This is a genomic window from Staphylococcus sp. FSL W8-0305 (genome assembly GCF_037966415.1).
In the GTDB taxonomy this organism is placed as follows: Bacteria; Bacillota; Bacilli; order Staphylococcales; family Staphylococcaceae; genus Staphylococcus; species Staphylococcus aureus.
Window position 1 is genome coordinate 1,638,400 of the sequence record NZ_CP150198.1, and the last position, 24,239, is coordinate 1,662,638.

Annotated in this window: 24 protein-coding genes, 3 pseudogenes and 1 riboswitch; of the genes and pseudogenes, 15 read left to right on the plus strand and 12 right to left on the minus strand. The window is 33.0% G+C overall.

Annotated elements, in window-relative coordinates; genetic code table 11:
- Nucleotides 1-197: 197 nt before the first annotated feature.
- Both NST10_RS08105 and NST10_RS08110 read left to right on the plus strand, forming a co-directional pair.
- Nucleotides 198-350 (plus strand): hypothetical protein, encoded by a 153-nt coding sequence (locus NST10_RS08105; RefSeq protein ID WP_000248838.1) that lies wholly within the window; start codon nt 198-200, stop codon nt 348-350.
- Nucleotides 351-607: 257 nt separating this feature from the next.
- Nucleotides 608-934, plus strand: a complete 327-nt coding sequence (locus NST10_RS08110) for an IS3 family transposase (RefSeq protein WP_001799349.1) — start codon at nt 608-610, stop codon at nt 932-934.
- A 68-nt stretch (nt 935-1,002) separates the two neighbouring features.
- Here NST10_RS08110 and NST10_RS08115 read toward each other — a convergent pair.
- Nucleotides 1,003-1,406 (minus strand): annotated as a pseudogene (locus NST10_RS08115) (mobile element-associated protein); the annotation flags it as partial.
- Nucleotides 1,407-1,458: 52 nt separating this feature from the next.
- Nucleotides 1,459-1,572: pseudogene (locus NST10_RS08120) on the minus strand (pathogenicity island protein); the annotation flags it as partial.
- 506 nt (nt 1,573-2,078) lie between these two features.
- Here NST10_RS08120 and NST10_RS08125 point away from each other — a divergent pair.
- A pseudogene (locus tag NST10_RS08125) lies at nt 2,079-2,784 on the plus strand (type II toxin-antitoxin system PemK/MazF family toxin).
- Between the two features lie 391 nt (nt 2,785-3,175).
- Nucleotides 3,176-3,652, plus strand: a complete 477-nt coding sequence (locus NST10_RS08130; protein WP_339209353.1) for a hypothetical protein — start codon at nt 3,176-3,178, stop codon at nt 3,650-3,652.
- Between the two features lie 589 nt (nt 3,653-4,241).
- Here NST10_RS08130 and guaA read toward each other — a convergent pair.
- From guaA to xpt, 4 genes are read right to left on the minus strand one after another with little or no spacing between them, the layout of a single operon-like run.
- Complete coding sequence (gene guaA, locus NST10_RS08135) at nt 4,242-5,783, minus strand: glutamine-hydrolyzing GMP synthase (protein ID WP_000424963.1); 1,542 nt, start codon at nt 5,781-5,783, stop codon at nt 4,242-4,244.
- A 24-nt stretch (nt 5,784-5,807) separates the two neighbouring features.
- Complete coding sequence (gene guaB, locus NST10_RS08140; RefSeq protein ID WP_000264071.1) at nt 5,808-7,274, minus strand: IMP dehydrogenase; 1,467 nt, start codon at nt 7,272-7,274, stop codon at nt 5,808-5,810.
- Between the two features lie 37 nt (nt 7,275-7,311).
- On the minus strand, nt 7,312-8,580 hold the full coding sequence (pbuX, locus tag NST10_RS08145) for a xanthine permease PbuX (RefSeq protein ID WP_000793023.1): 1,269 nt from the start codon (nt 8,578-8,580) through the stop codon (nt 7,312-7,314).
- Nucleotides 8,580-9,158, minus strand: coding sequence for a xanthine phosphoribosyltransferase (gene xpt / locus NST10_RS08150; protein ID WP_000421416.1), 579 nt, complete (start codon nt 9,156-9,158; stop codon nt 8,580-8,582). Before xpt ends, pbuX begins: the two co-directional genes overlap by 1 nt.
- 230 nt (nt 9,159-9,388) lie before the next feature.
- Nucleotides 9,389-9,491, minus strand: a riboswitch (purine riboswitch).
- Nucleotides 9,492-9,670: 179 nt separating this feature from the next.
- Between xpt and NST10_RS08155 the strand changes: the two genes are divergently transcribed.
- The 3 genes from NST10_RS08155 to NST10_RS08165 all read left to right on the plus strand — a co-directional run bounded on the left by NST10_RS08155 (nt 9,671) and on the right by NST10_RS08165 (nt 11,957).
- Nucleotides 9,671-10,078, plus strand: a complete 408-nt coding sequence (locus NST10_RS08155; protein WP_339212069.1) for a general stress protein — start codon at nt 9,671-9,673, stop codon at nt 10,076-10,078.
- A gap of 142 nt (nt 10,079-10,220) precedes the next feature.
- Entirely contained in the window at nt 10,221-10,883 is a 663-nt protein-coding gene (locus NST10_RS08160; RefSeq protein WP_000394700.1) for a hypothetical protein, read from the plus strand.
- 117 nt (nt 10,884-11,000) lie between these two features.
- Entirely contained in the window at nt 11,001-11,957 is a 957-nt protein-coding gene (locus NST10_RS08165; RefSeq protein ID WP_000956150.1) for a hypothetical protein, read from the plus strand.
- Between the two features lie 932 nt (nt 11,958-12,889).
- On the opposite strand, the gene NST10_RS08170 is transcribed toward NST10_RS08165, so the two are convergent.
- Nucleotides 12,890-12,991 carry a hypothetical protein gene (locus NST10_RS08170; protein ID WP_001789518.1) on the minus strand — a complete coding sequence of 34 codons (102 nt, stop codon included), beginning with the start codon at nt 12,989-12,991 and terminating at the stop codon, nt 12,890-12,892.
- Between the two features lie 84 nt (nt 12,992-13,075).
- Here NST10_RS08170 and NST10_RS08175 point away from each other — a divergent pair, with 84 nt between their 5' ends.
- Nucleotides 13,076-14,464: an L-cystine transporter gene (locus tag NST10_RS08175; RefSeq protein WP_000991010.1), complete on the plus strand. Its 1,389-nt coding sequence runs from the start codon at nt 13,076-13,078 to the stop codon at nt 14,462-14,464.
- A 79-nt stretch (nt 14,465-14,543) separates the two neighbouring features.
- On the opposite strand, the gene nfsA is transcribed toward NST10_RS08175, so the two are convergent.
- Nucleotides 14,544-15,299, minus strand: coding sequence for an oxygen-insensitive NADPH nitroreductase (gene nfsA, locus NST10_RS08180; RefSeq protein ID WP_001279733.1), 756 nt, complete (start codon nt 15,297-15,299; stop codon nt 14,544-14,546).
- Between the two features lie 490 nt (nt 15,300-15,789).
- Between nfsA and ahpC the strand changes: the two genes are divergently transcribed.
- From ahpC to NST10_RS08205, 5 genes are all read left to right on the plus strand, one after another.
- The gene (ahpC, locus tag NST10_RS08185; RefSeq protein WP_000052781.1) at nt 15,790-16,359 is read left to right on the plus strand and encodes an alkyl hydroperoxide reductase subunit C; all 570 of its coding nucleotides are present in this window, start codon (nt 15,790-15,792) and stop codon (nt 16,357-16,359) included.
- Nucleotides 16,360-16,374: 15 nt separating this feature from the next.
- Nucleotides 16,375-17,898: an alkyl hydroperoxide reductase subunit F gene (ahpF, locus tag NST10_RS08190; RefSeq protein ID WP_000930503.1), complete on the plus strand. Its 1,524-nt coding sequence runs from the start codon at nt 16,375-16,377 to the stop codon at nt 17,896-17,898.
- A gap of 114 nt (nt 17,899-18,012) precedes the next feature.
- Nucleotides 18,013-19,632 carry a hypothetical protein gene (locus NST10_RS08195; RefSeq protein WP_000887770.1) on the plus strand — a complete coding sequence of 540 codons (1,620 nt, stop codon included), beginning with the start codon at nt 18,013-18,015 and terminating at the stop codon, nt 19,630-19,632.
- 72 nt (nt 19,633-19,704) lie between these two features.
- Complete coding sequence (locus NST10_RS08200; protein ID WP_000746688.1) at nt 19,705-20,331, plus strand: NDxxF motif lipoprotein; 627 nt, start codon at nt 19,705-19,707, stop codon at nt 20,329-20,331.
- A 270-nt stretch (nt 20,332-20,601) separates the two neighbouring features.
- Entirely contained in the window at nt 20,602-20,985 is a 384-nt protein-coding gene (locus tag NST10_RS08205; RefSeq protein WP_001793753.1) for a hypothetical protein, read from the plus strand.
- A gap of 65 nt (nt 20,986-21,050) precedes the next feature.
- Here NST10_RS08205 and NST10_RS08210 read toward each other — a convergent pair whose 3' ends face one another.
- Nucleotides 21,051-21,632 carry a histidine phosphatase family protein gene (locus NST10_RS08210; protein WP_339209371.1) on the minus strand — a complete coding sequence of 194 codons (582 nt, stop codon included), beginning with the start codon at nt 21,630-21,632 and terminating at the stop codon, nt 21,051-21,053.
- A gap of 177 nt (nt 21,633-21,809) precedes the next feature.
- Here NST10_RS08210 and NST10_RS08215 point away from each other — a divergent pair, with 177 nt between their 5' ends.
- The gene (locus tag NST10_RS08215; protein ID WP_000211680.1) at nt 21,810-22,019 is read left to right on the plus strand and encodes a hypothetical protein; all 210 of its coding nucleotides are present in this window, start codon (nt 21,810-21,812) and stop codon (nt 22,017-22,019) included.
- A 38-nt stretch (nt 22,020-22,057) separates the two neighbouring features.
- Here NST10_RS08215 and NST10_RS08220 read toward each other — a convergent pair whose 3' ends face one another.
- Nucleotides 22,058-22,312 (minus strand): GlsB/YeaQ/YmgE family stress response membrane protein, encoded by a 255-nt coding sequence (locus NST10_RS08220; protein ID WP_000466746.1) that lies wholly within the window; start codon nt 22,310-22,312, stop codon nt 22,058-22,060.
- A 293-nt stretch (nt 22,313-22,605) separates the two neighbouring features.
- Between NST10_RS08220 and NST10_RS08225 the strand changes: the two genes are divergently transcribed.
- Nucleotides 22,606-22,869 carry a helix-turn-helix transcriptional regulator gene (locus tag NST10_RS08225; protein WP_001055897.1) on the plus strand — a complete coding sequence of 88 codons (264 nt, stop codon included), beginning with the start codon at nt 22,606-22,608 and terminating at the stop codon, nt 22,867-22,869.
- 137 nt (nt 22,870-23,006) lie between these two features.
- Here NST10_RS08225 and NST10_RS08230 read toward each other — a convergent pair whose 3' ends face one another.
- Together NST10_RS08230 and NST10_RS08235 are read right to left on the minus strand one after the other, a co-directional pair.
- A complete protein-coding gene (locus NST10_RS08230; RefSeq protein WP_000769723.1) occupies nt 23,007-23,579 on the minus strand; it encodes a PepSY domain-containing protein in 573 nt (190 codons plus the stop codon).
- A 180-nt stretch (nt 23,580-23,759) separates the two neighbouring features.
- Entirely contained in the window at nt 23,760-24,128 is a 369-nt protein-coding gene (locus tag NST10_RS08235; RefSeq protein ID WP_000849155.1) for a YxeA family protein, read from the minus strand.
- Between the last annotated feature and the right edge of the window lie 111 nt (nt 24,129-24,239).

A 24,239-nucleotide genomic window follows, 5' to 3' on the forward strand; every position in this document is an offset into this window, starting at 1 on the left:
GTTTATAATTTCAATATTATTAACAATATATGTAGTCGCAAAAGGAATGAGGACATGAGGACTTTGGTGTTGATTGGCATTACATAACGCTTCCAAACAAATTATTCGGTAACAATAAGAAACTATTTACACAAATTATTATACATAGTAAAATTATTTTATAAACTTTAAATCAAATTGTACAAGGAGTGAATATCATGGTACCAGAAGAAAAAGGTTCTATTACTTTGTCAAAAGATGCAGCTACCATATTTGCAACTGCAAAATTCAAACCATTTCAGAACAGAATTAAAAATAACCCACAAAAAACAAATCCATTTCTTAAATTACATGAAAACAAAAAATCTTAATCACTTTATTTATAGCATTTCTGATCTCAGAAATTTAATAAAGGACAACGCCCTCTTTCATAACTATATAAGTCAAGAAACCAAGAAATTCCAAACATCTTTAAACCCTTCAATAGCACATTTCCTAAAACATAAAGCAATAACAATGAACGATCAAAATTCCTAACGTACTTATGATGTGTCAGTGAATCGTCTACACTTAATTGAACAAATTCTATGAGAATAGATATTGTTAATTTAAGAAAGTAGGCTATTTTATTACGACAAGAGAAAGAAGATCATTTAGTTCAGAGTTTAAGTTACAAAAGGTTAGATTATATGAAAATGGTAAGCCTAAAAATGAAATTATACGCGAGTATGATTTAACAACCTCAACTTTCTCAAATCCGATAAAACAACACCAAAATACTGGGTCCTTCAATCATCAAGATAATTTAAAAAGTGATGAAAAAGAGTTAATAAAATTACGCAAAGAAGTTCAACATTTAAAAATGGAAAATGATGTTTTAAAGCAAATATTGCTAATCACGAGACGAAATAGAAATCATTTAACAGAATGCGTATCAATATTCAATATCCATTAATGTGCAAAGTCTTAGAAGTACTTATTATGAATCAATAAAAAGGAATAATAAGAGCAAAAAACATGCTGAATTGGATAATCGTTCACTCCCTTAACAAATATATGTACTTTTGAATAACTTGTAATGTAAATCTACTTGACTGATATAAACCTTCATCCACTTTATGAACAATTTTATTTACTAAAGTTTTTTATATTTACGATAATCTTTTACGTTTATCTTCTTATTCAACGGTATCTACAAAAACACTCTATACGTTTCAATTGTATGATTGAATGTATTATAGTGTGCGAAAACTATGCAACACTGCTTTAAACTGATCTGAACGCATCATGTATCTGCTTTAAATCATTTACTTCATCATAATAAAATACAATTACATATATATAATATTTTTATAATTGCAGTGCTTTTTGATTAATTCGCCATGATTATTTTCACAGACTTTAATATCACCATACACAGCAACACCACTGAAACATGTATATCGCATTTTAATTTAATTTCATCCATTTTTTGTGCCTCTAATATAACAATTTTTGTGCGTCATTTAATTCGGTCGCAAAACTTATATCAGAAGATATTTTTTCTATTTCTTGAAACTTTTGTATAAGTTCATCAAATTCTTTTAAATGTACTAAATGATTTAATTAAATATAGTGTATATATATGGCAGCAACAAAATTGATTGTGAAACTATTTATGAAATAAAAAATTTTCTAACTTCAAATATTAGAGTTGATTTAGAAACTGAACTTTTTAAAGACACATTACTTGAAGATTCTAATTTATCTGATTATATAAAGAACCAACTTCCAACGATATGGAGAGACTAAAAAATAGTTTAAATTTATTTAATTTCAATAAAAACTCATAATAATATTTAAGTAAGTTAGATTGCTTTTAGCATTAGGAATTCGTTTATAATTAGATGTTCAATATAGGCTTTTTTACACATACATGAACTATAAAAAGCGGATAAATAGGAGGTCATTGCGAAATTTGTTAAATACAAAATTGATGAGTTCCACCTAATAAAATTGTTGGTTTTATAGTAACATCTATTTTCGTACCATTCATGTTAATTTCAGTGCTAATAATGCTGATATAAAGAAGAATAAATTGATTAGGAGAACACTATTTAATGTCTAAAAATATCAATCAAGCAAATAGTAAATTAAATACGTCAAACAAAAAACTAAAACAAGCTTATTCAAAATCCGATAGTAAAAACTTGAAAGTTATATACATGCCTCATTGGCTAGAGTTTTATTCAATTGCTATACATAGCGATGTTACAAGCAATAAAAAAAGATATTATAAATCATATAGTAGAGGAACAGTGGTATATGTAAAACTAGGGAGTAATATTGGAAGTGAGTTTTCTGGTAATCATTTTTGTGTAATATTAGATAACAAAGACAATAAAGGAAAAGAAACAGTTACAATAGTTCCACTTTCTTCCAAAGGTAATAAAAATTATTTGAAGTTAAACGAATCGGTGCTAAATCTAACAACAACAGATTTAAAAAAAACAGATTATCGATATCAGTAGTAAAGTACAAGCATTAGCCCAAAAATATAGAGATATTGACATTAAACTTAGCACAGAAGATAAAAAGCTTTTGTCTAACTTAAATCAAAAAGCTAATGAACTGTATAGAGTGATAGGTGTTTATTCCAAGCACAAAGGGAAAGATACATACGTTAATATATCAGCAATTACAACAATAAGCAAAAGACGTATAAGCAAAATAAATGATTCTGATCCTACTGGAACGATAATAATTTCAGAAGATGACATGAATGAAATCGAAAAGCAATTAAAGATAAAGTTCTTTTCTAATTGAATTGTAATATTACATCTGATATAATTGGTTTACAAATTCCCGGTAACCATTCCGGCTTCATTCTCTTGAAGAATGACATATTCTCAGCGTTTTAGCTGAAGGTCAGATGATACGTCATCTGGCCTCTTTTTTTATATAAATGCCCTTTAAGTGAAATATACAACAATCTGCAACCAATATAGACATCACAAAACACACAATAAATTACACAATGTGTTATAAGCCACATGTCACTATTATCGTAGCTAGCTGCGTCACTCAAAACGAATACGGAACGCGTTGGTTATTCCAATCATAATATTACTCTGCAAATACACAGCCCTGTAACCGAGTAAATGGATAGAGATTTGAACAAATGAAAACAATCAACTAATGGAAAGGATAAAATATTATGCACAACAAAAATGAATTCAACAAAAAACTGAAAGATTTTATAGGTAGCGATAAACGGATGGCTTTAGTAAAGGGTTATATTAACGAGTATAAATTAACAACTGTTTTAAGAGCTTTAAATAATTCCGATTACACAAAAGGGACGATACACACTCGTTCAATAGGCAACCTAAAACAAATAGTAGATAATCGAATTATTCCTAAAAATATAACTCAAAACACAATCTTCAAATTGAGTAATTTAACCTTAGAGGTTAACCTCTATGAAAGAAACACAATTTATCACGGAGACTTTGCTATTTACTATCCTGTAGAATCTGCTCTAATAATAGAAACAGATACTCCTAGGCTAATTAATCATATAAATAACAACCCAGTCCAAAAAATATTTATAATAACAACAAATGACTGGAGCTTTAATACACTTGAATTAGAAAAAATAGTAGACGAAACTATAATTTATGATTTAAAATAAGAAGATCCTAAACAATATGAAATTTTATATAAAAATAAACACGGAAAATTGCCTTATTGATGAATTAAAACGCAAACTTAGAACACCTTACCCCTTTTCCGTCCTTATTGTAATTTTAAATCATCAAGAGGCTGGGACATAAATCCCTAAAAAACAGCAGTAAGATAATTTTCAATTAGAAAATATCTTACTGCTGTTCTCTATTTATACAATACTTCGTATTGAATGGCTTCGCTTTCCTAGGGTGCCGTCTCAGCCTCGGTCTTCGACTGGCACTGCTCCCTCAGGAGTCTCGCCATTAATACTACGTATTAACATGTAATTTTACTTTTAAATACTTTGAAAAAATAAGACACTTTGCCCAACTTGCACATAAATGTAAAATTCAATAAAATGAATTTTCTGTGTTAGGGCCCACACCCCAACTTGCATTGTCTGTAGAAATTGGAAATCCAATTTCTCTTTGTTGGGGCCCCTGACTAGAATTGAAAAAAGCTTGTTACAAGTGCATTTTCGTTCAGTCAACTACTGCCAATATAACTTCGTAGAGCATAGAACATTGATTTATGTCCCAGCCTGCTATATATAATTATTCCCACTCAATTGTGCTTGGTGGTTTTGATGTAATGTCATAGACTACGCGGTTGACGTGATCTACTTCGTTTACGATACGACTAGAAATCTTTTGTAAGACTTCCCAATCGATGCGTGCGAAGTCACTTGTCATGCCGTCGATAGATGTTACTGCACGGATACCTACTGTGTGATCATACGTACGGTAGTCTCCCATAACACCTACTGATTGAATGTTTGGTAACACTGTGAAGTATTGCCAAATTTCTCTTTCAAGACCTTCTTCTCTAATCACTTGGCGTAAAATCGCGTCTGATTCTCTTACGATTTCTAGTTTATCTTCAGTAATTTCTCCAAGTACACGAATACCAAGACCAGGTCCTGGGAATGGTTGTCGCCATACTAAATGTTCTGGAATACCTAACTCAATACCTAATTTACGTACTTCATCTTTAAACAATGTATTGATTGGTTCGATTAATTCGAATTCCATGTCTTCTGGTAATCCACCAACATTGTGATGTGATTTGATTGTTTGTGCTGTCTTAGTACCTGATTCGATGACGTCTGTATATAGTGTTCCTTGCGCAAGGAAGTCTACACCTTTAAGTTTTGATGCTTCATCATCAAACACATATACAAATTCATTACCAATGATTTTACGTTTTTGTTCAGGATCTGAAACACCTTTTAATTTATTCATAAAGCGATCTTTCGCATTAACACGGATAATATTCATGTTGAAACCTTCACCGAATTGCTCCATAACCATATCGCCTTCACCTTTACGAAGTAAGCCATGGTCTACAAAGATACATGTTAGTTGATCACCTATTGCTTTATGCAATAGTACAGCTACAACAGATGAATCTACGCCGCCACTCATCGCACATAATACACGACGGTCTCCTACGCGTTGACGAATCTTTTCAATTTCGATTTCGATAAAGTTTTCCATTGTCCATTGACCTTTACAATCACAAACACGACGGACAAAATTATTTAATAAATCATTACCATATTCTGTATGACGTACTTCTGGATGGAATTGAACACCATAAATGCGACGTTTCTTATCTTCGATTGCTGCATAGTCTGTACTTGGACTATCAGCGATAACTTCAAAGCCTTCTGGAATTTCAATAACTTTATCAGAATGACTCATCCAAACAGTTTGTTCTGCTGGTAAGCCAGCGAATAACTCATCTGACTTCGCATTAATGATTGCTTTACCGTATTCACGTTCATTGGCACGTTCAACTTTACCACCTAATAATTTAGTAGTTAATTGCATGCCGTAACAAATACCAAGTACTGGAATTCCTAAATTATATATTTCCGGATCAATTGTAAATGAACCTTCTTCATAAACTGAATTTGGACCACCTGATAAGATGATACCTTTTGGATTCATTTTCTTAATTTCTTCAATTGAAATTTCATGATCGTGTAATTCACTATAAACGCCCATTTCACGAATTCGGCGTGTAATTAATTGGTTGTATTGGCTACCAAAGTCTAAGACAAGGATTAACTCTTGTTCTTTTGCCATTTCCATATTTGTCGTTCTCCTTTATCTTAATTAGAATGAGTAGTTCGGTGATTCTTTCGTAATTTGAATATTATGTGGGTGACTTTCTGCTAAACCAGCAGGGCCCATACGTGTGAATTGTGCTTCTTCGCGTAATTCTCTTAAATCGTGTGAACCAGTATAACCCATACCAGCACGCACACCGCCCATTAATTGGTAAATTGTATCTTGTAACGCACCTTTATATGCTGTACGTCCTTCGATACCTTCAGGTACAAATTTCTTAGGCGCTTTGTCCTCTTGGAAGTAACGGTCGTTTGAACCTTTTTCCATCGCACCTAAAGAGCCCATACCGCGGTATACTTTATATTGTCTACCTTGGAAAATTTCTGTTGCGCCTGGGCTTTCTTCAGTACCTGCTAATAAGCTACCTAACATAACCGCATGTCCACCAGCAGCTAATGCTTTAATGATATCTCCTGAGAATTTAATACCACCATCAGCAATGATAGCTTTACCATGTTTGCGTGCTTCAGTTGCACAATCATAAATTGCTGTAATTTGTGGTACACCAACACCTGCTACAACACGTGTCGTACAAATTGAACCTGGGCCAATACCAACTTTAACAATATCTGCACCCGCTTCAAATAAATCCTTTGTTGCTTCTGCAGTTGCTACGTTACCTGCTACTAATGTGATTTCTGGGTAAGTCTTCTTAATATGTTTCACTTGATCGATAACGCCTTTAGAGTGACCATGTGCTGTATCGATAACTAAGACATCCACACCTGCTTCGACTAATTTTTGAGCACGAATATCAGTGTCTTTTGAAATACCGATTGCTGCGGCTACAAGTAGACGACCATGTTCATCTTTTGCTGCATTAGGGAATTCGATAACTTTTTCAATATCTTTAATAGTAATAAGACCTTCTAGACGCCCGTCTTTAACTAATGGTAACTTTTCAATCTTATGTTTTTGGAGAATTTTTTCTGCTTCTTCAAGTGTTGTATTCACTGGAGCTGTAATTAAATTTTCTTGCGTCATTACATCTACAATTTTAATTGAGAAGTCTTCAATAAAACGTAAGTCGCGGTTTGTTAAAATACCTACTAAGTTGCGATCTTCTTTATTATCAACAATTGGTACACCTGAAATACGGTATTTACCCATTAATGCTTCCGCTTCATAAACACTTTCTTCTGGTGTTAAGAAAAATGGGTTTGAAATGACACCATTTTCTGAGCGTTTTACTTTTTGAACTTCGTCCGCTTGTTCTTCAACGCCCATATTTTTATGAATAACACCTAAACCACCTTGACGAGCCATAGCAATCGCCATTTTAGATTCAGTTACAGTATCCATACCAGCAGAAATAACTGGAATATTTAATTTAACTTTGTCTGATAATTGTACGCTTAAATCAACGTCTTTCGGTAAAATATCAGATTGTGCTGGAATTAATAACACATCATCAAACGTTAATGATTCTTTTGCAAATTTACTTTCCCACATTAAAAACAGCCTCCATTTTTCAAATTAATTAGTTATATTATTTCACATTTTCTTCCGTTTGTTTATACTTTATTCCATTAAAAAAGAAATTAAGAATAATTGCAGAGATTGCGCCTAAAACAATTCCGTTTTGGGTCAACCATGCAAATTGTTCACCTAAACCTTTAAATGCTTGTGGTACAGCGCTTATACCAGTACCTAATCCTACTGATACAGCGATAATTAATAAATTGTTTTGATTTTTAAAATCGATATGTCCTAATATACTAACACCATATGCCATTACCATGCCAAACATAGCTATCATCGCACCACCTAACACAGGTAGCGGTATGATATTTGCTAATGCGCCAAGCTTAGGTATACAACCACATATAAGTAATAACACGACCATGCCGTATATAACATTGTTTTTCTTAGCGCCGGATAAAGAAACAAGTCCTACATTTTGCGAATAGGCTGTATACGGAAATGAATTGAATATAGAACCTAACACTATCGCTAGACCTTCCGCAGTATAACCTTTACGAAAATCTTTTCTTTCTAACTTCTTACCGGTAATTTCACTTAACGCATGATAGACACCTGTCGACTCAATTAAACTAACGATAGCTACAATAAAGAACACTAACGTCGATGTCACATCAAAGCTAAATCCTGAGAATCTAAACGGCACTGGGATGCCTAACCAACCGGCATGATTGACTTGATTAATATCGACCATCCCAAGTAAGCCAGCACCTATCGTTCCTAAAACGAGTCCAATTAATATGGCAATACTCTTAATAAATCCAGTTGTGAATCTTTGTAAAACAAGAATAATGATTAATGTCATTAAACCTAACAAAATGTTCTTAACATCTCCATAGTCCTTTGCACCTTGACCTCCAGCTAAGTAATTCATTGCTACTGGCATTAAATTGATACCAATGATAGTAACAACACTACCCGTTACTACTGGTGGGAAGAATTTCACAAGATGTGAAAAGAAAGGCGCGATGATAATAACTAATATCCCTGATAAAAATAGCGAACCGTAAAGTACATCTATTCCTTTCGTTTGACCAATTAAAATCATGGGCGCAACAGCCGTGAATGTACATCCAAGAACGATTGGTAATCCTGTTCCTGTTACTTTATTGGCTTGTAAAAATGTGGCAACTCCACACATAAATATATCTACTGTAACTAAGTAAGCGATTTGTTCAGGCGTAAACTTCAAACTTGTACCAACAATGATTGGAACTAAGATGGCACCTGCGTACATAGCTAAAAGATGTTGAACACTTAGGATTAAATTTTTCATTATTCTTCTCCCACCAATGTCACTTTATTTCCTTCTAGTGAAGCAACCTTGCAGAGAGAAGAAACTGTTAAGCCTGCTTCTTCTAAACGTTGATGCCCATTTTGGAAACTCTTTTCAACAACTATACCAATACCAGCTGTCTTAGCATTCGCTTGCTGTGCGATATCGTATAATCCTAATGAAGCATCACCATTTGCTAAAAAGTCATCGATGATGAGTACAGTATCTTCTTCTGATAAAAATTCTTTTGAAACAATGACCGTACTTGTTTTATTTTTAGTAAATGAATGAATAGATGTTTCATAATAACCATCCGTCAAAGTGCTAGGTTTTGCTTTTTTCGCAAATAAACATGGCACATCAAAATGCAGTGCAGCCATGATTGCTGGTGCGATACCGGAAGCTTCAATGGTTAAGATTTTAGTAATCCCTTTATCTTTAAATTGCTCGTAAAAAGTGCGACCAACTTCATCCATTAACTTTGCATCAATTTGATGATTTAAAAATCCATCGACTTTTAAAATCCTCTCATCAATGACAACGCCGTCTTCCTTTACTTTTTGTCCTAGTAACTCCACTCTTAAAACCTCCTCAGATTTGTGTGAAACATTTTGCTCTTAAATTGGTGCTAGATACAAAAAAATCCCCAAACTAAATAATAGTTTCAGGGTTTATGAGTGAACGAACATGCATCACGTATTGGTCATGCAATCAATGTAAAAGAAGTTTCATCAAATAAACTGTGACCATCATATAAAATGATATAAATCACCCATCATGGTTACAATTTAATGGCTGAAGCTACTCCTAGTATTGTGTTGTTACTCATAGTCATGTCGTTCAAGGCAACATGGTAGAAACTTCTAAAGCCATATTCTTTAGATTATATGAGTTTATGTAAATTATTTAACGATAATAGCAAATTTTCGGCATTTTTTCAATAACTGCTTAGGTAAACTTTTAATAGTTTTATAAATGTACAGAGACGTTTAATGCGAATGAAGACTTATAACTTAATAATGTAAGGGTTTTACTTTATAATAAGAAGGGTAAAAGATTGAATAAACAAATTTTTAAAGGGGCGACAACTATGGCAGATATTACTGTAGTAAATGACACTGGCGAATTATACAACGTAATCAATCAAAAGAAATCTGAAGGTTATTTAGAATCAGAGCTAACAATTATTAGTAAAAGTAAATTACACCTAAATGACTTACACGACTCTGAAATCTCCCTTATCTCAACAAGTGGAACATTTAGTGATAAAATGACTAAACTGTTAACAGGAGAAGATGGTGAACATGCAGTTTTATCACGCTACAACTTAGCGCCTGATGAATTAGAAAAATATAAACAACTTATTTTAGACGATAAAATGTTAGTTGTTGGCGTTCGCGATCATTCATCTCACCAAGAAGTACTAGAAAATAATTCAACTTATGAAGAAGTTGATATTACACATTTTGCTGAAGCATCTAAAGGTCCCAAAGCTTAGTTATCACACTGAATTCAAAATGAGATTACTGTACTGTCTAATTTAAGATAGTACAGTTTTTTATACCATTTAAAAGTTTATGAACAGTCTTTTACAACAGGCGATTATGCTATAATATTATTTAAATTGGGGAGGTGTTCTTATGGAATTTAAAACCATTCAATCTGTCAAAGATCCACATTACAACGAAGCACTTAAACTTTACGATACTAAGTTAAATTTATCTTTAACTGAAGATAAACGTATCATCAAACGCTCATTAGAAAACAACAAAACTGAAAACGATTATGTCTTTATCGTAGGCTTAGAAAACGATGTTGTTGTCAGTCTAGCAACTGCACATTATGAAGCCACAACCAATTCTGCATTTTTAATTTATTTATTTGCAAAAGACCTACCCAACCATGATGAGTTAATGACACAAACATTACATCAAATTGAACATGAATTAAACTTATTATCAAACCTTGTTCATTCTAGAAGTATTAACTTTTTAATGATGGAAGTCCCTAAAGAACCTGCAGATTTAACACAAGATAATGGGCTCATTATTGAACACCGTAGACAGTTTTTATACGAACATCAATTTGAAAGACAAACTGAAATTGATTACATTCATCCAACTAATGATGGTCACACTAAAAAAGTGGACTTATTTTTAAAGAAAAATATTAAACTGACAAAGGATATCTACGGTACAAGTGTTAAATCAAATTATATTTTGAAGTATGTATTTGCAAATGGTATCGCACGTGAAATTATTTATGATTTATTAGAAGAAATGGATTTACGTAAACCATTTTAAACAAACTTGAAATCACTAACAATAACGTTTAAACTATGTATGAAGCAAGACTGACGTTTCACTGCCCGTAGACAAACGTCAGTATACATAAAGTATATGCAGAAAGGACTTTAAAGTATGTTAACTAAAGAATTTGCACAACGCGTAGAACTAAGTGAGAAGCAAGTCCGTAAAATTGTTCAACATTTAGAAGAACGTGGTTACCAACTAAGCAAGACTGAATATCGTGGTCGTGAAGCAACTGATTTCAAAGAAGAAGATATCGAGCTTTTCAAAGACATAGCCGACAAAGTAAAACAAACAAATAGTTATGATCTAGCGTTTGATGAATTAGAAAAAGAAAAAGACTTCCTGCAAGTCATTGTCAAAAACGATGACAAAAACTTACCTACTAATCAAAATGTTGCTCAACTAGTAGAAGATTTGCGTCTAGAAATCCAGAAAATGCGCGAAGAACGTCACCTACTTGGTCAAATGATGAATCAAGTACATCAGCAACAACAAGAATTAAAAGAACTTCAAAATCAACTTACAACTAAAATCGATTCAAATAGCGAATCCTTAAAAGCCATCCAAACATCACAAGAGGCTATCCAAGAAGCACAAGCATCTCAAGCTAAAGTATTGGCTGAATCATCAAATAAAGTTGAAAATAATACTGCTACTGATGAAAAGGCTGAAAGTAAAGATTCGAAGGTTGCTGGAGTGAATACATCAACAGACGCTAAGACGGATACTAAAGCAGAAAATGCAGGCGATGGCACTGCTACTAAAGTAGATAAAGAGGATCAAATTTCTGCAACTGAAGCAATTGAAAAAGCCAGCGTTGAGCAGTCTAAAAATGACAAAGCAGCTGAGACTTCAAATAAAGAAGCTACAGTAGATGCAGAAGCGCAACATGATGCTGAACAACAAGTAGCAGAAGCCCATGCAGAAGCTTCTAAACAAGCTACTTCGAACGATTCATTGGAAGCGAAAGCAGAAAATGACAGCACAGCTTCACAGTCTGAAATGTCAGAACCAAAACCTCAAGAAGAGAAAAAAGGTTTCTTCGCACGTTTATTCAACCTGTAGGGAGTGGGACAGAAATGATATTTTCGCAAAATTTATTTCGTCGTCCCACCCCGGCAAGGTTGACTAGAATTGAAAAAAGCTTGTTACAAGCGCATTTTCGTTCAGTCAACTACTGCCAATATAACTTCGTAGAGCATAGAACATTGATTTATGTCCCAGCCTGTAAGACTCAGTAATATATATCTATGATTTAAAAACTGATCTTTTATAAAACTATAGAACTGTAATTTATTTTCAAATTTAATACTCAATTCATAAAACCTGAAACAATCTGATAAACTCCTTTCAATATCTACTTTGAAGAGAGCATATCAAACTAATTTGTTTCAGGTTTTTTAATTATTCATTATGATTAATATTGAATTTTGAATAAATTTTTGTAGTATGTTACTTTTAAATGGGATGGCTTCTGTGTACTTCTAAATAGATTCATCTTAATAAGCCCATTCAATTTAAATGTTTGGCTGTGTTAGTAAATGACGAATCGCACAAGGGCACACTCATATTCACATTTACTACAAACGCCTTTTTGCTCAAACAAAAATATTTGTTTACGGTAGCTTTTGAACTACCACCTGCACACACGAATCCTCAAAAGATGCTAATTTTGATTCGAAAGAATTTTTTACAACGTGTTTGTTCGAAGCGTCTTTTCAAGGTTGATCATTTATTATCTTTTTTATTCAATAAATATGAGGTTAGCAATTTTTATCAAACCGCCATAGCCACATCTCGATTCAAGGATACATTTGTTTTCTCATATCTTATCTCTCATGACAGTACACGATATATATCTTTTCCAAATATTCATCACTTTTTTCCTGTTAAAATCATTTCTATTATTAACGCTGTAATGACAACTTATTTAATTTATTGCATTTAATGCCCTGCTTCATTTTCAAATATTAACTTTAATCGACTAGCTCATCACACTATTTACCCTTTCCACCTATCACTACTGAATTCAAAACGATTTGTTTACAAATCCCCTTATGCCAACGGTCGAATTTCATCATGTTTACATTTAATTGCAAATGCCCTCTTGAAATAATTTAAAATTAATATTATTCTTAGTATACTGGTCGGAATTATATTCAAAAATTTGAGGAGTGACGTTCATGAATGCTTTTCTTACACTGATTAATATTATTGTATTGGTGATTTTCATCGTAATATTGCACATGATGGCTCGTAAACATATATCTTTTGCGAAACGTGTGTTTACAGCTTTAGGTATCGGCATTGTATTTGGCGTGTTACTACATCTTGTCTATGGAACACATTCGAATGTTATAACATCAACAAGTGACTGGTTCAACATTGTCGGACAAGGTTACGTTGCATTGTTGCAAATGATTGTGATGCCTTTAATTTTCATTTCTATTGTCGCTGCATTCACTAAAATTCAAATCGGAGAAAAATTTGCTAAAATTGGTAGTCTCATTTTTATCTTTTTAATCGGCACTGTCACCATTGCTGCAATTGTCGGTGTTGTGTATGCCTTGATGTTTGGTTTAGACGCATCAACAATTAATCTTGGTAACGCTGAACAAGCACGTGGAAGCGAAATTGCTAAACAAGCGAAAGATTTAACAGCACATACGTTACCACAACAAATTTTGGAATTATTGCCTAAAAATCCATTCTTAGATTTCACTGGACAACGTGCAACTTCCACGATTGCTGTTGTGATATTTGCTTCGTTTATAGGATTTGCTTATTTACGCGTAGCACGCAAACAACCTGATCATGGTGAATTGCTTAAGCGTGCGATTGACGCTATCTATTCACTAGTAATGGCGATTGTGACGTTCGTCTTACGTTTAACGCCATACGGTGTATTAGCAATTATGGCCAACACGTTATCGACAAGTGACTTTGGCGCCATTTGGACTTTAGGAAAATTCTTAATCGCATCGTACGCTGCATTAATTACGATGTATATCATTCACTTAATTATTTTAAGCCTGTTAGGCATTAGCCCTATTCGCTATATTAAAAAGACTTTGGAAGTATTAATCTTTGCATTCACATCACGCTCAAGCGCGGGTACCTTACCACTGAATGTACAAACACAAACAAGACGTCTAGGCGTGCCGGAGGGTATTGCCAATTTCGCTGCGACATTTGGATTGTCGATTGGACAAAATGGTTGTGCTGGCATTTATCCTGCCATGCTTGCAATTATGGTCGCACCCGTCGCTAATGTAGAAATTGATTTACAATTTATTGTAACGTTAATCGCTGTCGTGATTATTAGTTCATTCGGCGTTGCTGGCGTCGGTGGCGGGGCTACATTTGCATCCATATTGGTGTTGTCAACGTTAAACTTGCCAGTCGCTTTAGCCGGCGTGCTCATCTCCGTTGAACCATTGATTGACATGGGTAGAACAGCATTAAACGTGAACGATTCAATGCTAGCTGGTACAGGTACCGCCAAGTTAACTAAACATTGGGACAAAGATACTTTCGAATCAAATGATAATGCTGCATTAACTTCACACTAATTCATTGCAAGAAATACCCGCCCCTTCTAGCTATACTTATCATTTTAAGCTAGAGGGGGCGGGTTATTTTGGTATCTTGCTATCGCTGTATTAAGCCTGATTTTTGCAATTGTTCTAACATATCTAATCTTGCTTTGTTTCCTAGGAACATCTCAATTTGCTGCGACCATGTTTCTTTGCGATTCCCGTTTGTACGTTGATCATAGTACTTGCTGATTGTCTGATCGTAATCTGCCATTTGTGCATACTGTGTTTCCTTATCAGCATGATACTTATTATGATGGAAGACATGGTCAAATGGTAAGCGTGGTTTGGCTGCGCCATTTTCATCTTCTGCAGGTTCCCCTACTGCCATACCAAATAATGGAAAGACATAGTCCGGTAAGTCTAAAATTTCTCGAACTCGTGCAACATCATTTCTCAATGATCCTAAAAAGACAATGCCATACCCCATATCTTCAGCAGTTACCGCAATATTTTCGGCAACTAATGCTGCATCGATTGCACCTACTAGCAAACCTTCCGTTGAACCATATGCATTTTCCATATCAGTTTCAGCATGTTGATCAACTAAATGATGACGATAATAATCAATAACAAAGACGAATAAATAGCCATTTTCTACAACATAAGGTTGTCCAGAAACTTCTCGTAAATTTTCTTTAATCTGCTCATCGTCGATACCAATAATTGAGTATGCTTGTAGGAAACTTGACGTCGAAGCGCTTTGTCCAGCTTCTACCAATTTCTTAACAACGTCTTCACTTAAAGGTTTATTCTTAAATTTTCTAACAGAATGATGCTTTTTCACAAGATTATATACATGATCTGACACGTTACCACTCCTCGATACTTTACAGTTAATTAAAAATCTTCATATTGCAATTGTACACGTCCAAACTTTTTTATAGCAATTATTTGCTTATAAGTTAATAATTGAACTTTCAAAAATATTGTCTCGTACTTAAAAAATCCAGTTTCTCACGCATTACCTTCATCCATCTCGAACAAATATTCTCACACCATTATCAATAAGGTTGACTTAGTTGAGAATACAAATCTTCTTTTTTTACATTTTTTACATTAAAATCAAGATATTAAATATAGACACAACCTTTTAAATCATCGACTACAAAATCCATTATCAAAGCACTTTATATTATCTTTCTTTATTTTAAAAGTAATCATTCACTTTACAAAGTTATCCAGTTGACTATTCTGGATCAAAATGTAATAATGCTAACTAAGAGATTAGAATTATTATAATTAAGCACAATCAATTGATAGTTCTAATTCATACTTAAATTCTTAGGAGGAAGATATTTATGTCATTAATTAACAAAGAAATCTTACCATTTACAGCGCAAGCTTTCGATCCAAAAAAAGATCAATTTAAAGAAGTTACACAAGAAGATTTAAAAGGTTCTTGGAGCGTAGTATGCTTCTATCCTGCTGACTTCTCATTCGTTTGTCCAACTGAATTAGAAGACTTACAAAACCAATATGAAGAATTACAAAAATTAGGCGTAAATGTATTCTCAGTATCAACTGATACTCACTTCGTACACAAAGCATGGCATGACCATTCAGATGCAATTAGCAAAATCACTTACACTATGATTGGTGACCCATCACAAACAATCACTCGTAATTTTGATGTATTAGATGAAGCTACTGGTTTAGCTCAACGTGGTACATTCATTATCGACCCAGACGGTGTTGTACAAGCATCTGAAATTAACGCTGACGGAATTGGCCGTGACGCTAGTACATTAGCTCACAAAATCAAAGCAGCTCAATATGTTCGCAAAAACCCTGGCGAAGTATGCCCAGCTAAATGGGAAGAAGGCGCTAAAACATTGCAACCTGGTTTAGATTTAGTAGGTAAAATCTAAGGAGGCATTACAACCATGCTTAATGCTGATTTAAAACAACAACTTAAACAACTATTAGAACTAATGGAGGGCAACGTTGAATTCGTTGCCAGCCTTGGTTCAGATGATAAATCTAAGGAACTCAAAGAATTATTAACAGAAATTTCTGATATGTCACCTAGACTTTCACTTTCTGAAAAGTCTTTAAAACGTACACCAAGTTTCTCAGTCAATCGTCCTGGCGAAGAAACAGGTGTAACATTTGCAGGTATTCCATTAGGTCACGAGTTTAACTCACTTGTTTTAGCAATTTTACAGGTTAGTGGTCGTGCACCTAAAGAAAAACAGTCAATCATTGACCAAATTAAAAACTTAGAAGGTTCATTCCATTTTGAAACATTCATTAGTTTAACGTGTCAAAAATGTCCTGATGTCGTTCAAGCACTTAACTTAATGAGTGTGATTAACCCTAACATCACGCATTCTATGATTGATGGTGCAGTGTTCCGTGAAGAATCTGAAAACATCATGGCAGTCCCTGCTGTCTTTTTAAATGGCGAAGAATTTGGCAATGGTCGTATGACAATCCAAGATATTCTTTCGAAACTAGGCAGTACGGCAGATGCATCTGAGTTTGAAAACAAAGAACCTTATGATGTCTTAATCGTTGGTGGTGGTCCTGCTAGTGGTAGTGCAGCGATTTACACAGCACGTAAAGGTTTACGTACTGGTATAGTTGCTGATCGTATCGGGGGCCAAGTTAATGATACTGCTGGTATTGAGAACTTCATTACTGTTAAAGAAACAACTGGTTCTGAATTTTCTTCTAACTTAGCAGCGCACATTGATCAATATGACATTGATGCAATGACAGGCATTCGTGCTACAGATATCGAAAAGACTGACGAAGCAATTAAAGTTACGTTAGAAAACGGTGCTGTCCTAGAAAGTAAAACAGTCATTATTGCTACTGGTGCAGGTTGGCGTAAGCTAAACATTCCAGGTGAAGAGCAATTGATTAATAAAGGTGTTGCATTCTGCCCTCACTGTGACGGACCTCTATTTGAAAATAAAGACGTAGCAGTTATCGGTGGCGGTAACTCTGGGGTTGAAGCAGCAATTGACCTTGCTGGTATCGTTAATCATGTTACATTATTCGAATTCGCTAGCGAATTAAAAGCAGACAACGTGTTACAAGATCGTTTACGTTCTTTATCAAATGTTGATATCAAAACAAATGCCAAAACTACTGAAGTTGTCGGAGAAAACCATGTTACAGGTATACGTTACGAAGACATGAGCACCGGCGAAGAACATCTACTTAACTTAGATGGTATCTTTGTTCAAATTGGTTTACTTCCAAACACATCATGGTTAAAAGATGCTGTTGAATTAAACGAACGTGGTGAAATTGTTATTGATCGTAACAATAATACTAACGTACCTGGAATATTTGCTGCTGGCGATGTCACAGATCAGAAGAACAAACAAATTATTATTTCAATGGGCGCTGGTGCAAATGCAGCATTAAATGCCTTTGACTATATTATCAGAAACTAAAGTTTCATTCATTTCACTGACAGTATCTTACATTTGTTAAGATGCTGTTATTTTTTTATCCCGACATAAAATCATGTTATGATAAACTTAATATATACAACGAGGTGTGCAAAAATGCTTGATGTTCATTTTATATACCCAGGAAAATTACAAAATGCATGCGAATATTTTAATTTACCGACCCAAAAAGAAGGATTTGAAGTCACGATTCACGCTTTACGCCCTGAAAATATACATAAAATTTATCATGATATGGATAAGACAGAACAAAAATTTATAGAAACACTTATATCTAATGGTAATCCTGTCACAATTATAAATAAACGCGATGTTAATATTTTAAAGCTAACAAATCATCTAGGTTTTGTTTATCAAATTAATGAAGATGAGTTCTTTGTAAATAATTTATTTTTAAGTTATATCAATTCAGAAGTACTAGATAGTACCTATGGTGAATTCGAATCGTTAGATACAATAAACCATATGAATTTAAATGAAGAAGTGTTACGTGTAAGACAACATACGCGCTTAAACGATGTCACATTAGAACATGCTTTACTGTTAAAAACTAATGACGAGCTAAAAACAATATGCAGGCAGTATGGTATCAAAGGATTCTCAAATAAAAACAAACAAAATCTTGTTGAATTAATTATGACAGCATTTTTCAATAATAATCACATCATTGAACAAGTGTTTTCTAATACTACTCTATTTGAGTTTGACATTCTTTCTAGCATACTTGAAAGTGATGCTAACTACCGATTAAACAATGAACTAATTGAATTTGAAAAGCTACAATTAATAAATTTTGACAACTTTTTAACTAGTCATTTTTATTATTATTACGACTTTGAATATGATTGTCTTATTTTGCCAAATGATGTGCGTAAACATATTGAAAATTTCGTGAATCAAGTCGGCAATGGTGATTTTGAGAAAGCTGTAAATCAATTTGTTGATGAGCAAACAATTGAGAATAGTTTAGCAGAGTTTGAAAACGCGTTAGAATTATCATTTATGGAAGACGAAGTTGACTTAGATATGTTACTTGAACATGACGATTTTGAAGATTTTGGTACAACCGATAGCTTAAGAAGTGATGCAATCACTCAATTGATTTCTAAGATTAAGAAAGGATTAATAGATAAAAAAGATATTTTACCTCTTCGTATTATACTTGGTTCTGTAAACTTGTATGGTATTTTATCAACTAATCATCTACTATATCTCACACAAAGATTTTATGACGCTACTTTTAGTAAAGAAGAGTTGCAATATAGCTTAGATACTTTAGCTGGTACTGAGCTATATTATATTGAAGATGACTTCGTGTTTCACCCTGTGTTATTTGATGTTGTCGAGTCTGAGGCGTCAGGCATTGATATTTCTGATGAAGGATACTATGTACCAGCTTCTGTTGAGGAATTAATCTATTATGATAGACACCACTATTTGAAATCTGATCAAGCAATTAAAGAGTTTACCAGTTATCTACGCAAACAAATCAATATGAAAAATGATATTGAGAAGGAAAAGTATGTGAATGAAATCATTATGCTTTTACGTACAATACCTACGTCTAAATTAGTACAACCAATTATGCAGTTATTTATAGATAATGCTATCCTTAACAACGTTCAAAACGACGCATTATTGATAGAAAAAGCAACTCATGCACGTAATCATTTACGTCTATGGTCATTGCAAGGTCATCGTGACATTCCAAACTAATTCAATGTTACTCTATTAAACATGAATACATATTTTTTCAATTAAAGATAAACTAAGGAGTTATATTACATTATGAAAAAGAGATTACTACTAAGTACATTTTTAGCATCGACATTAATTCTTACAGGTTGCGCGTCCGATCAATCTGATAACGAAGATCATCACACAAGTACTGGCATCCATGCACCTAAAAGCGCTAAAAAATTAGAAACAAAAGATATTTTTAACTCAGATAAGAAAAATAGTGATATTAGTGATGCAGAGATGAAGCAAGCTATAGAAAAGTATTTGTCTGTAAATAGCGATATACTTGATAACAAATATATTATGCAACATAAACTAGATAAACAAATTGACAGTCAAACAAAAGTGACTGAAAAACAAGCAGAAACACTTAGCCACTTATCTAACTTAGCTGTTAAAAATGATTTGCATTTCAAGAAATTTGTCACTGAAAACAATATTCCTAAAGAATATAAGAAACCCGTTGAATTAATGATGAATTACTTCAAAGCTTTAAATAGTACAATCGCCAATGTTAACGAAGATATTGAAAAGCTTAGCTATCAACCGCAAAATAAAATCAATGTAGTCGACGTGCCAACAAAATATGCCGGTGATGTTAATAAAAAGCAACAAGATAAAATTAAAGATTTCTTAAAATCTAAAGGTATCAAGAGTGATGTTATCGATAAATAACTGAAAGCCATCATTGCGACATGTAACACATCACTCATCAGTACATGCGCTTTAATTCATGACAATTCTTTATCTTTAAAAGTGACTAATCTTTGAGACAATACATTTTAACCAATACCATATTGCATCAAGCAGCATATTACTGTTTGATGCTTTTTTAATTGCCTTAAATTCTCTATCCATCCTAAAATCCCCATTAGTTGACGCATTTGACTATATCCCTAACATATTCCATACTTATATTGACTCTATAAACAAAGGATGGTCATGATGAAAGTTCGAATCACTTTTATTATTTTAGCAATTTTATCGACGATTGTTTGCTTGTTCTTAGCAGCAATGCATCCAACAGGTCCAAACACAGTAACTTTCGAACAGCCATATTTATTCACACTCAACATCATTATAATGGTATTAGTCGCATTACCCGCACTTATTTTAGCTATATTCAATAATATGAGTTTTAGAATTTCTTCTGCTATTTTACAATTTCTAGGGGCTATCTCTTGGTTCTTTTTATCATTGATATTATCGCTCACACAATTTACACCTTTTACATTAGCGTCATTTATAACTTCAATTATTTTGTTCATAAGCGCAATTATCACATTAGCTATTGGTGGGAAGTCTTTTGATAAGAATGATTCCCATTAAAATCCAAATACAAAAAAGGTTCTGAAGGCCGCTATAAAACACAGCTTTTCAGAACCTCTATACTTCTATTCAATGATATATGGTTTGCAATTTTCTACCTTTAAATCCACAGCTTCTTCCCTTGAAACTTTGTTAAAATAAACCATCAAACAACGAATGACAACTTGATGTGCAACAATGACGATATCATCTTTTTGTGTATCTTCATTGACAACATGATTCATAAAATGTTCTACGCGTTGATATACATCTTCATAACTTTCTCCTTCAGGCGCTTTTTGTGAAAAACTATGTCGAAAGTCTTTAAAGTTTGGATCATTGAGATATTTTTCATATTTCGGATTCGCACTGATTTCATCTTTATATTCACCCTCAAATACGCCAAGTGAACGTTCTCTTAATAGAGGGGTAGTCGTTGATGCAATGTCATATGGAAAAATATGTTCAAACGTTTGCTGTGTTCTTAATAAGTCTGAAACATATACATGTTTAATCTGTTTCTCTTTAAAATAATCACATAAATCGTCCGCACTTTTTGTGCCAGTATCCGTTAACGGCACATCTAATTGTCCACAAAAATAAGATCTAAAATGTTTATTATCATAATTCGATTTTGATTCGCCATGTCTAACTAAATAAATCGTCATAATATTACTCCTTATCTTATGTATTTCATATCTACCATAACACTTTGACTACTAATTCGATATCAATCTTAATATTCTATTCTAAAAAAAGAATTAATTCATATTTTAAATTAATGACTCTAAAAATAGTATTGTCTTTAATCAAGTGATGTGTTACTATATGGGTGTAGTTCTTAAATGACTACACAGTCTTTTATATTCATGAACATAATACTCCTGGATGGCGCAACCCAACGTCATCCTTTTTTTATTTGTCAAATACTCGTTTTTTTATTTCCAACCTCTTCTCATGTTAATTTATTACTTTTTAATCCTATCTTACCTACATTTTCAAATATTATAATACATATTGACCATTTTCACGCAAATAAAAAAGATGACAACTGAATGCCATCTTTATATTAATTCAACCTAAGTTGAATATTTTATTTTTTACGAACCGCTCTTAAAATTAACGTTACGATTGCAATAAAGATAATTGAACCGATTAAAGCTGGCAAGATGTAAATACTTCCTAATTCAGGACCCCATTGTCCGAATAGTTTGCCACCTACCCATGATCCAATAATACCTGCGATAATATTACCTAAAATACCACCTGGGATATCTTTACCCATAATAGCACCAGCAGCCCATCCAATTAAGCCACCGACAATTAACATTCCAATAAATCCAAACATAATTTTCAGTCTCCTTTTTCTATTTATTTTGCGTTATTCTAAGTAGTACCCATTATTAGACTTTCTAAAACAAATTCAAATTATTTTTATCCAAATATTTTTAAAAGTAGTAATTGAATATCAATTTTATTCAATGTAGCTATCGTTATTTAAAGTCTCTGTACCGGCAATATCATATACATTATTTTTTCTGCCGAATTCATAGCTTGATTATTTTATGTTATAGGACTAGAATATACACATATTATAAGAGCATCTTTGAATTTTAAATCAAGAAGCGAGGTTAATGAACAATGAATATGCATATTTTATATAACTTACGAACTAAACATAATTTAGAAATTGACGAATTAGCACAACAATTAAATGAGAAATATGGTACTAAATATGAAGCACATCAAATTTGGGAATGGGAGAATCATCACCATGAACCTAAATTTAAAGATGCCATGCATTTAGCTGACTTCTTTGATGCACCATATGAAATGTTTTTAGAAAGTAAGGTTAAAGAATATCAGAAACATTTAGAAGAAGTCGATATTCGCATGGATAAATAGATGCAATTAAACCCTCACAACACGTTAGGCATATATCCTTTCAAATCTATACGGGATATATTACATTGCGTTGTGAGGGTATTTTAATAATTAATATGAATTAAGACATGTTGCCATCGTTAGTGTTACGGCATATTTTATTGATCTTGCTCACTCTTTAATACTTTACCGTTCTTAGCATCAACAGTAACTTCTTGTTTTTTATTACCTTTTTTCAAATCGATATTGTAAACAAGTTTACCATCATCTTTTTCAAGTGACCATTCTTTAATATCACCATCAAATTCCTTTTGTCCTTCTTTAATGGCTTTTTTGTAATCTATAGCATCGCTATATTTAAAGTTATCATTTTCATTCACTGTATCTTCTTTTTCAGTCTTTTTGTTAATCACTTTTTTATTTTTATCATCAACAAGTACTTCTGACTCTTCACCAGATTTTTGTTGTGTCACTTTATAAGCCCATTCACCATTAGAATTTTCAAATGAAATTCCTTTCAACTTTTGGCCTTTGTAAGTTTCTTCAGCTTTTTTCACAGCATCTTCTGGGCTTGTTTTAACATCTTTTAATGCAATAACATCTTTTGTTGTATTAGTGTCTTGATTAGTATTTGACTCTGTTGATTTTGTTTCATCTTTTGGAGTATCATTGCCACATGCAGTAAGCACCACCGCTGACATTGATAACACTGCTAATGATTTTAATTTCATAATATCACTCTCTCTTCCTTTTTTTGAAACTCATAACAAAAGCTTATATGCTATATAGATTGTATTACCCCTTGTTTTTAATTCTATTCATAATTATTACAAATATTTTTAAATTAATCGTCATGTGTCACTTCATTTCGTACTCATCTTTAAAATGAACCATGTAATATAAGAATGCTATTATCGACTCAGTTTGTCTAATGCTTTCTTTGGTACTTCTTCCTTTTCTACTTCTTCAAAAGTTTCTACATGATGACCTTTATGTGTAATTTTCAAGTATCTATGCGGTTTAACATCAAATGTAGCAGTATACATTAATTGCGTCTCTTTCCCTTCTTTATTAAAAGCACTTTGACTATAACTTCGGAGTTGATCATCCATTCTAGTAGACACCTCTGTCGTTTTAACATAAGAATCATCTTCCTTTACTAATGGGTTAAATTGATCTGTTATACCATGAGAGTCTATTGTTTTTAAAATGAATAAAGCAGCATAAGCGCCAATGATAGTAAATGCAAGATATGTTATTGTTTTTAAAATCGTTTTCAAAAGATCACCTCTGACAAAATATAAAATAGGATGTCTCTGAAAACAACTTACATAATTGTAATTAAAGTGTAAGTCTTAGGAGAAAATGATGGTATTTGAATCTGAAAGATA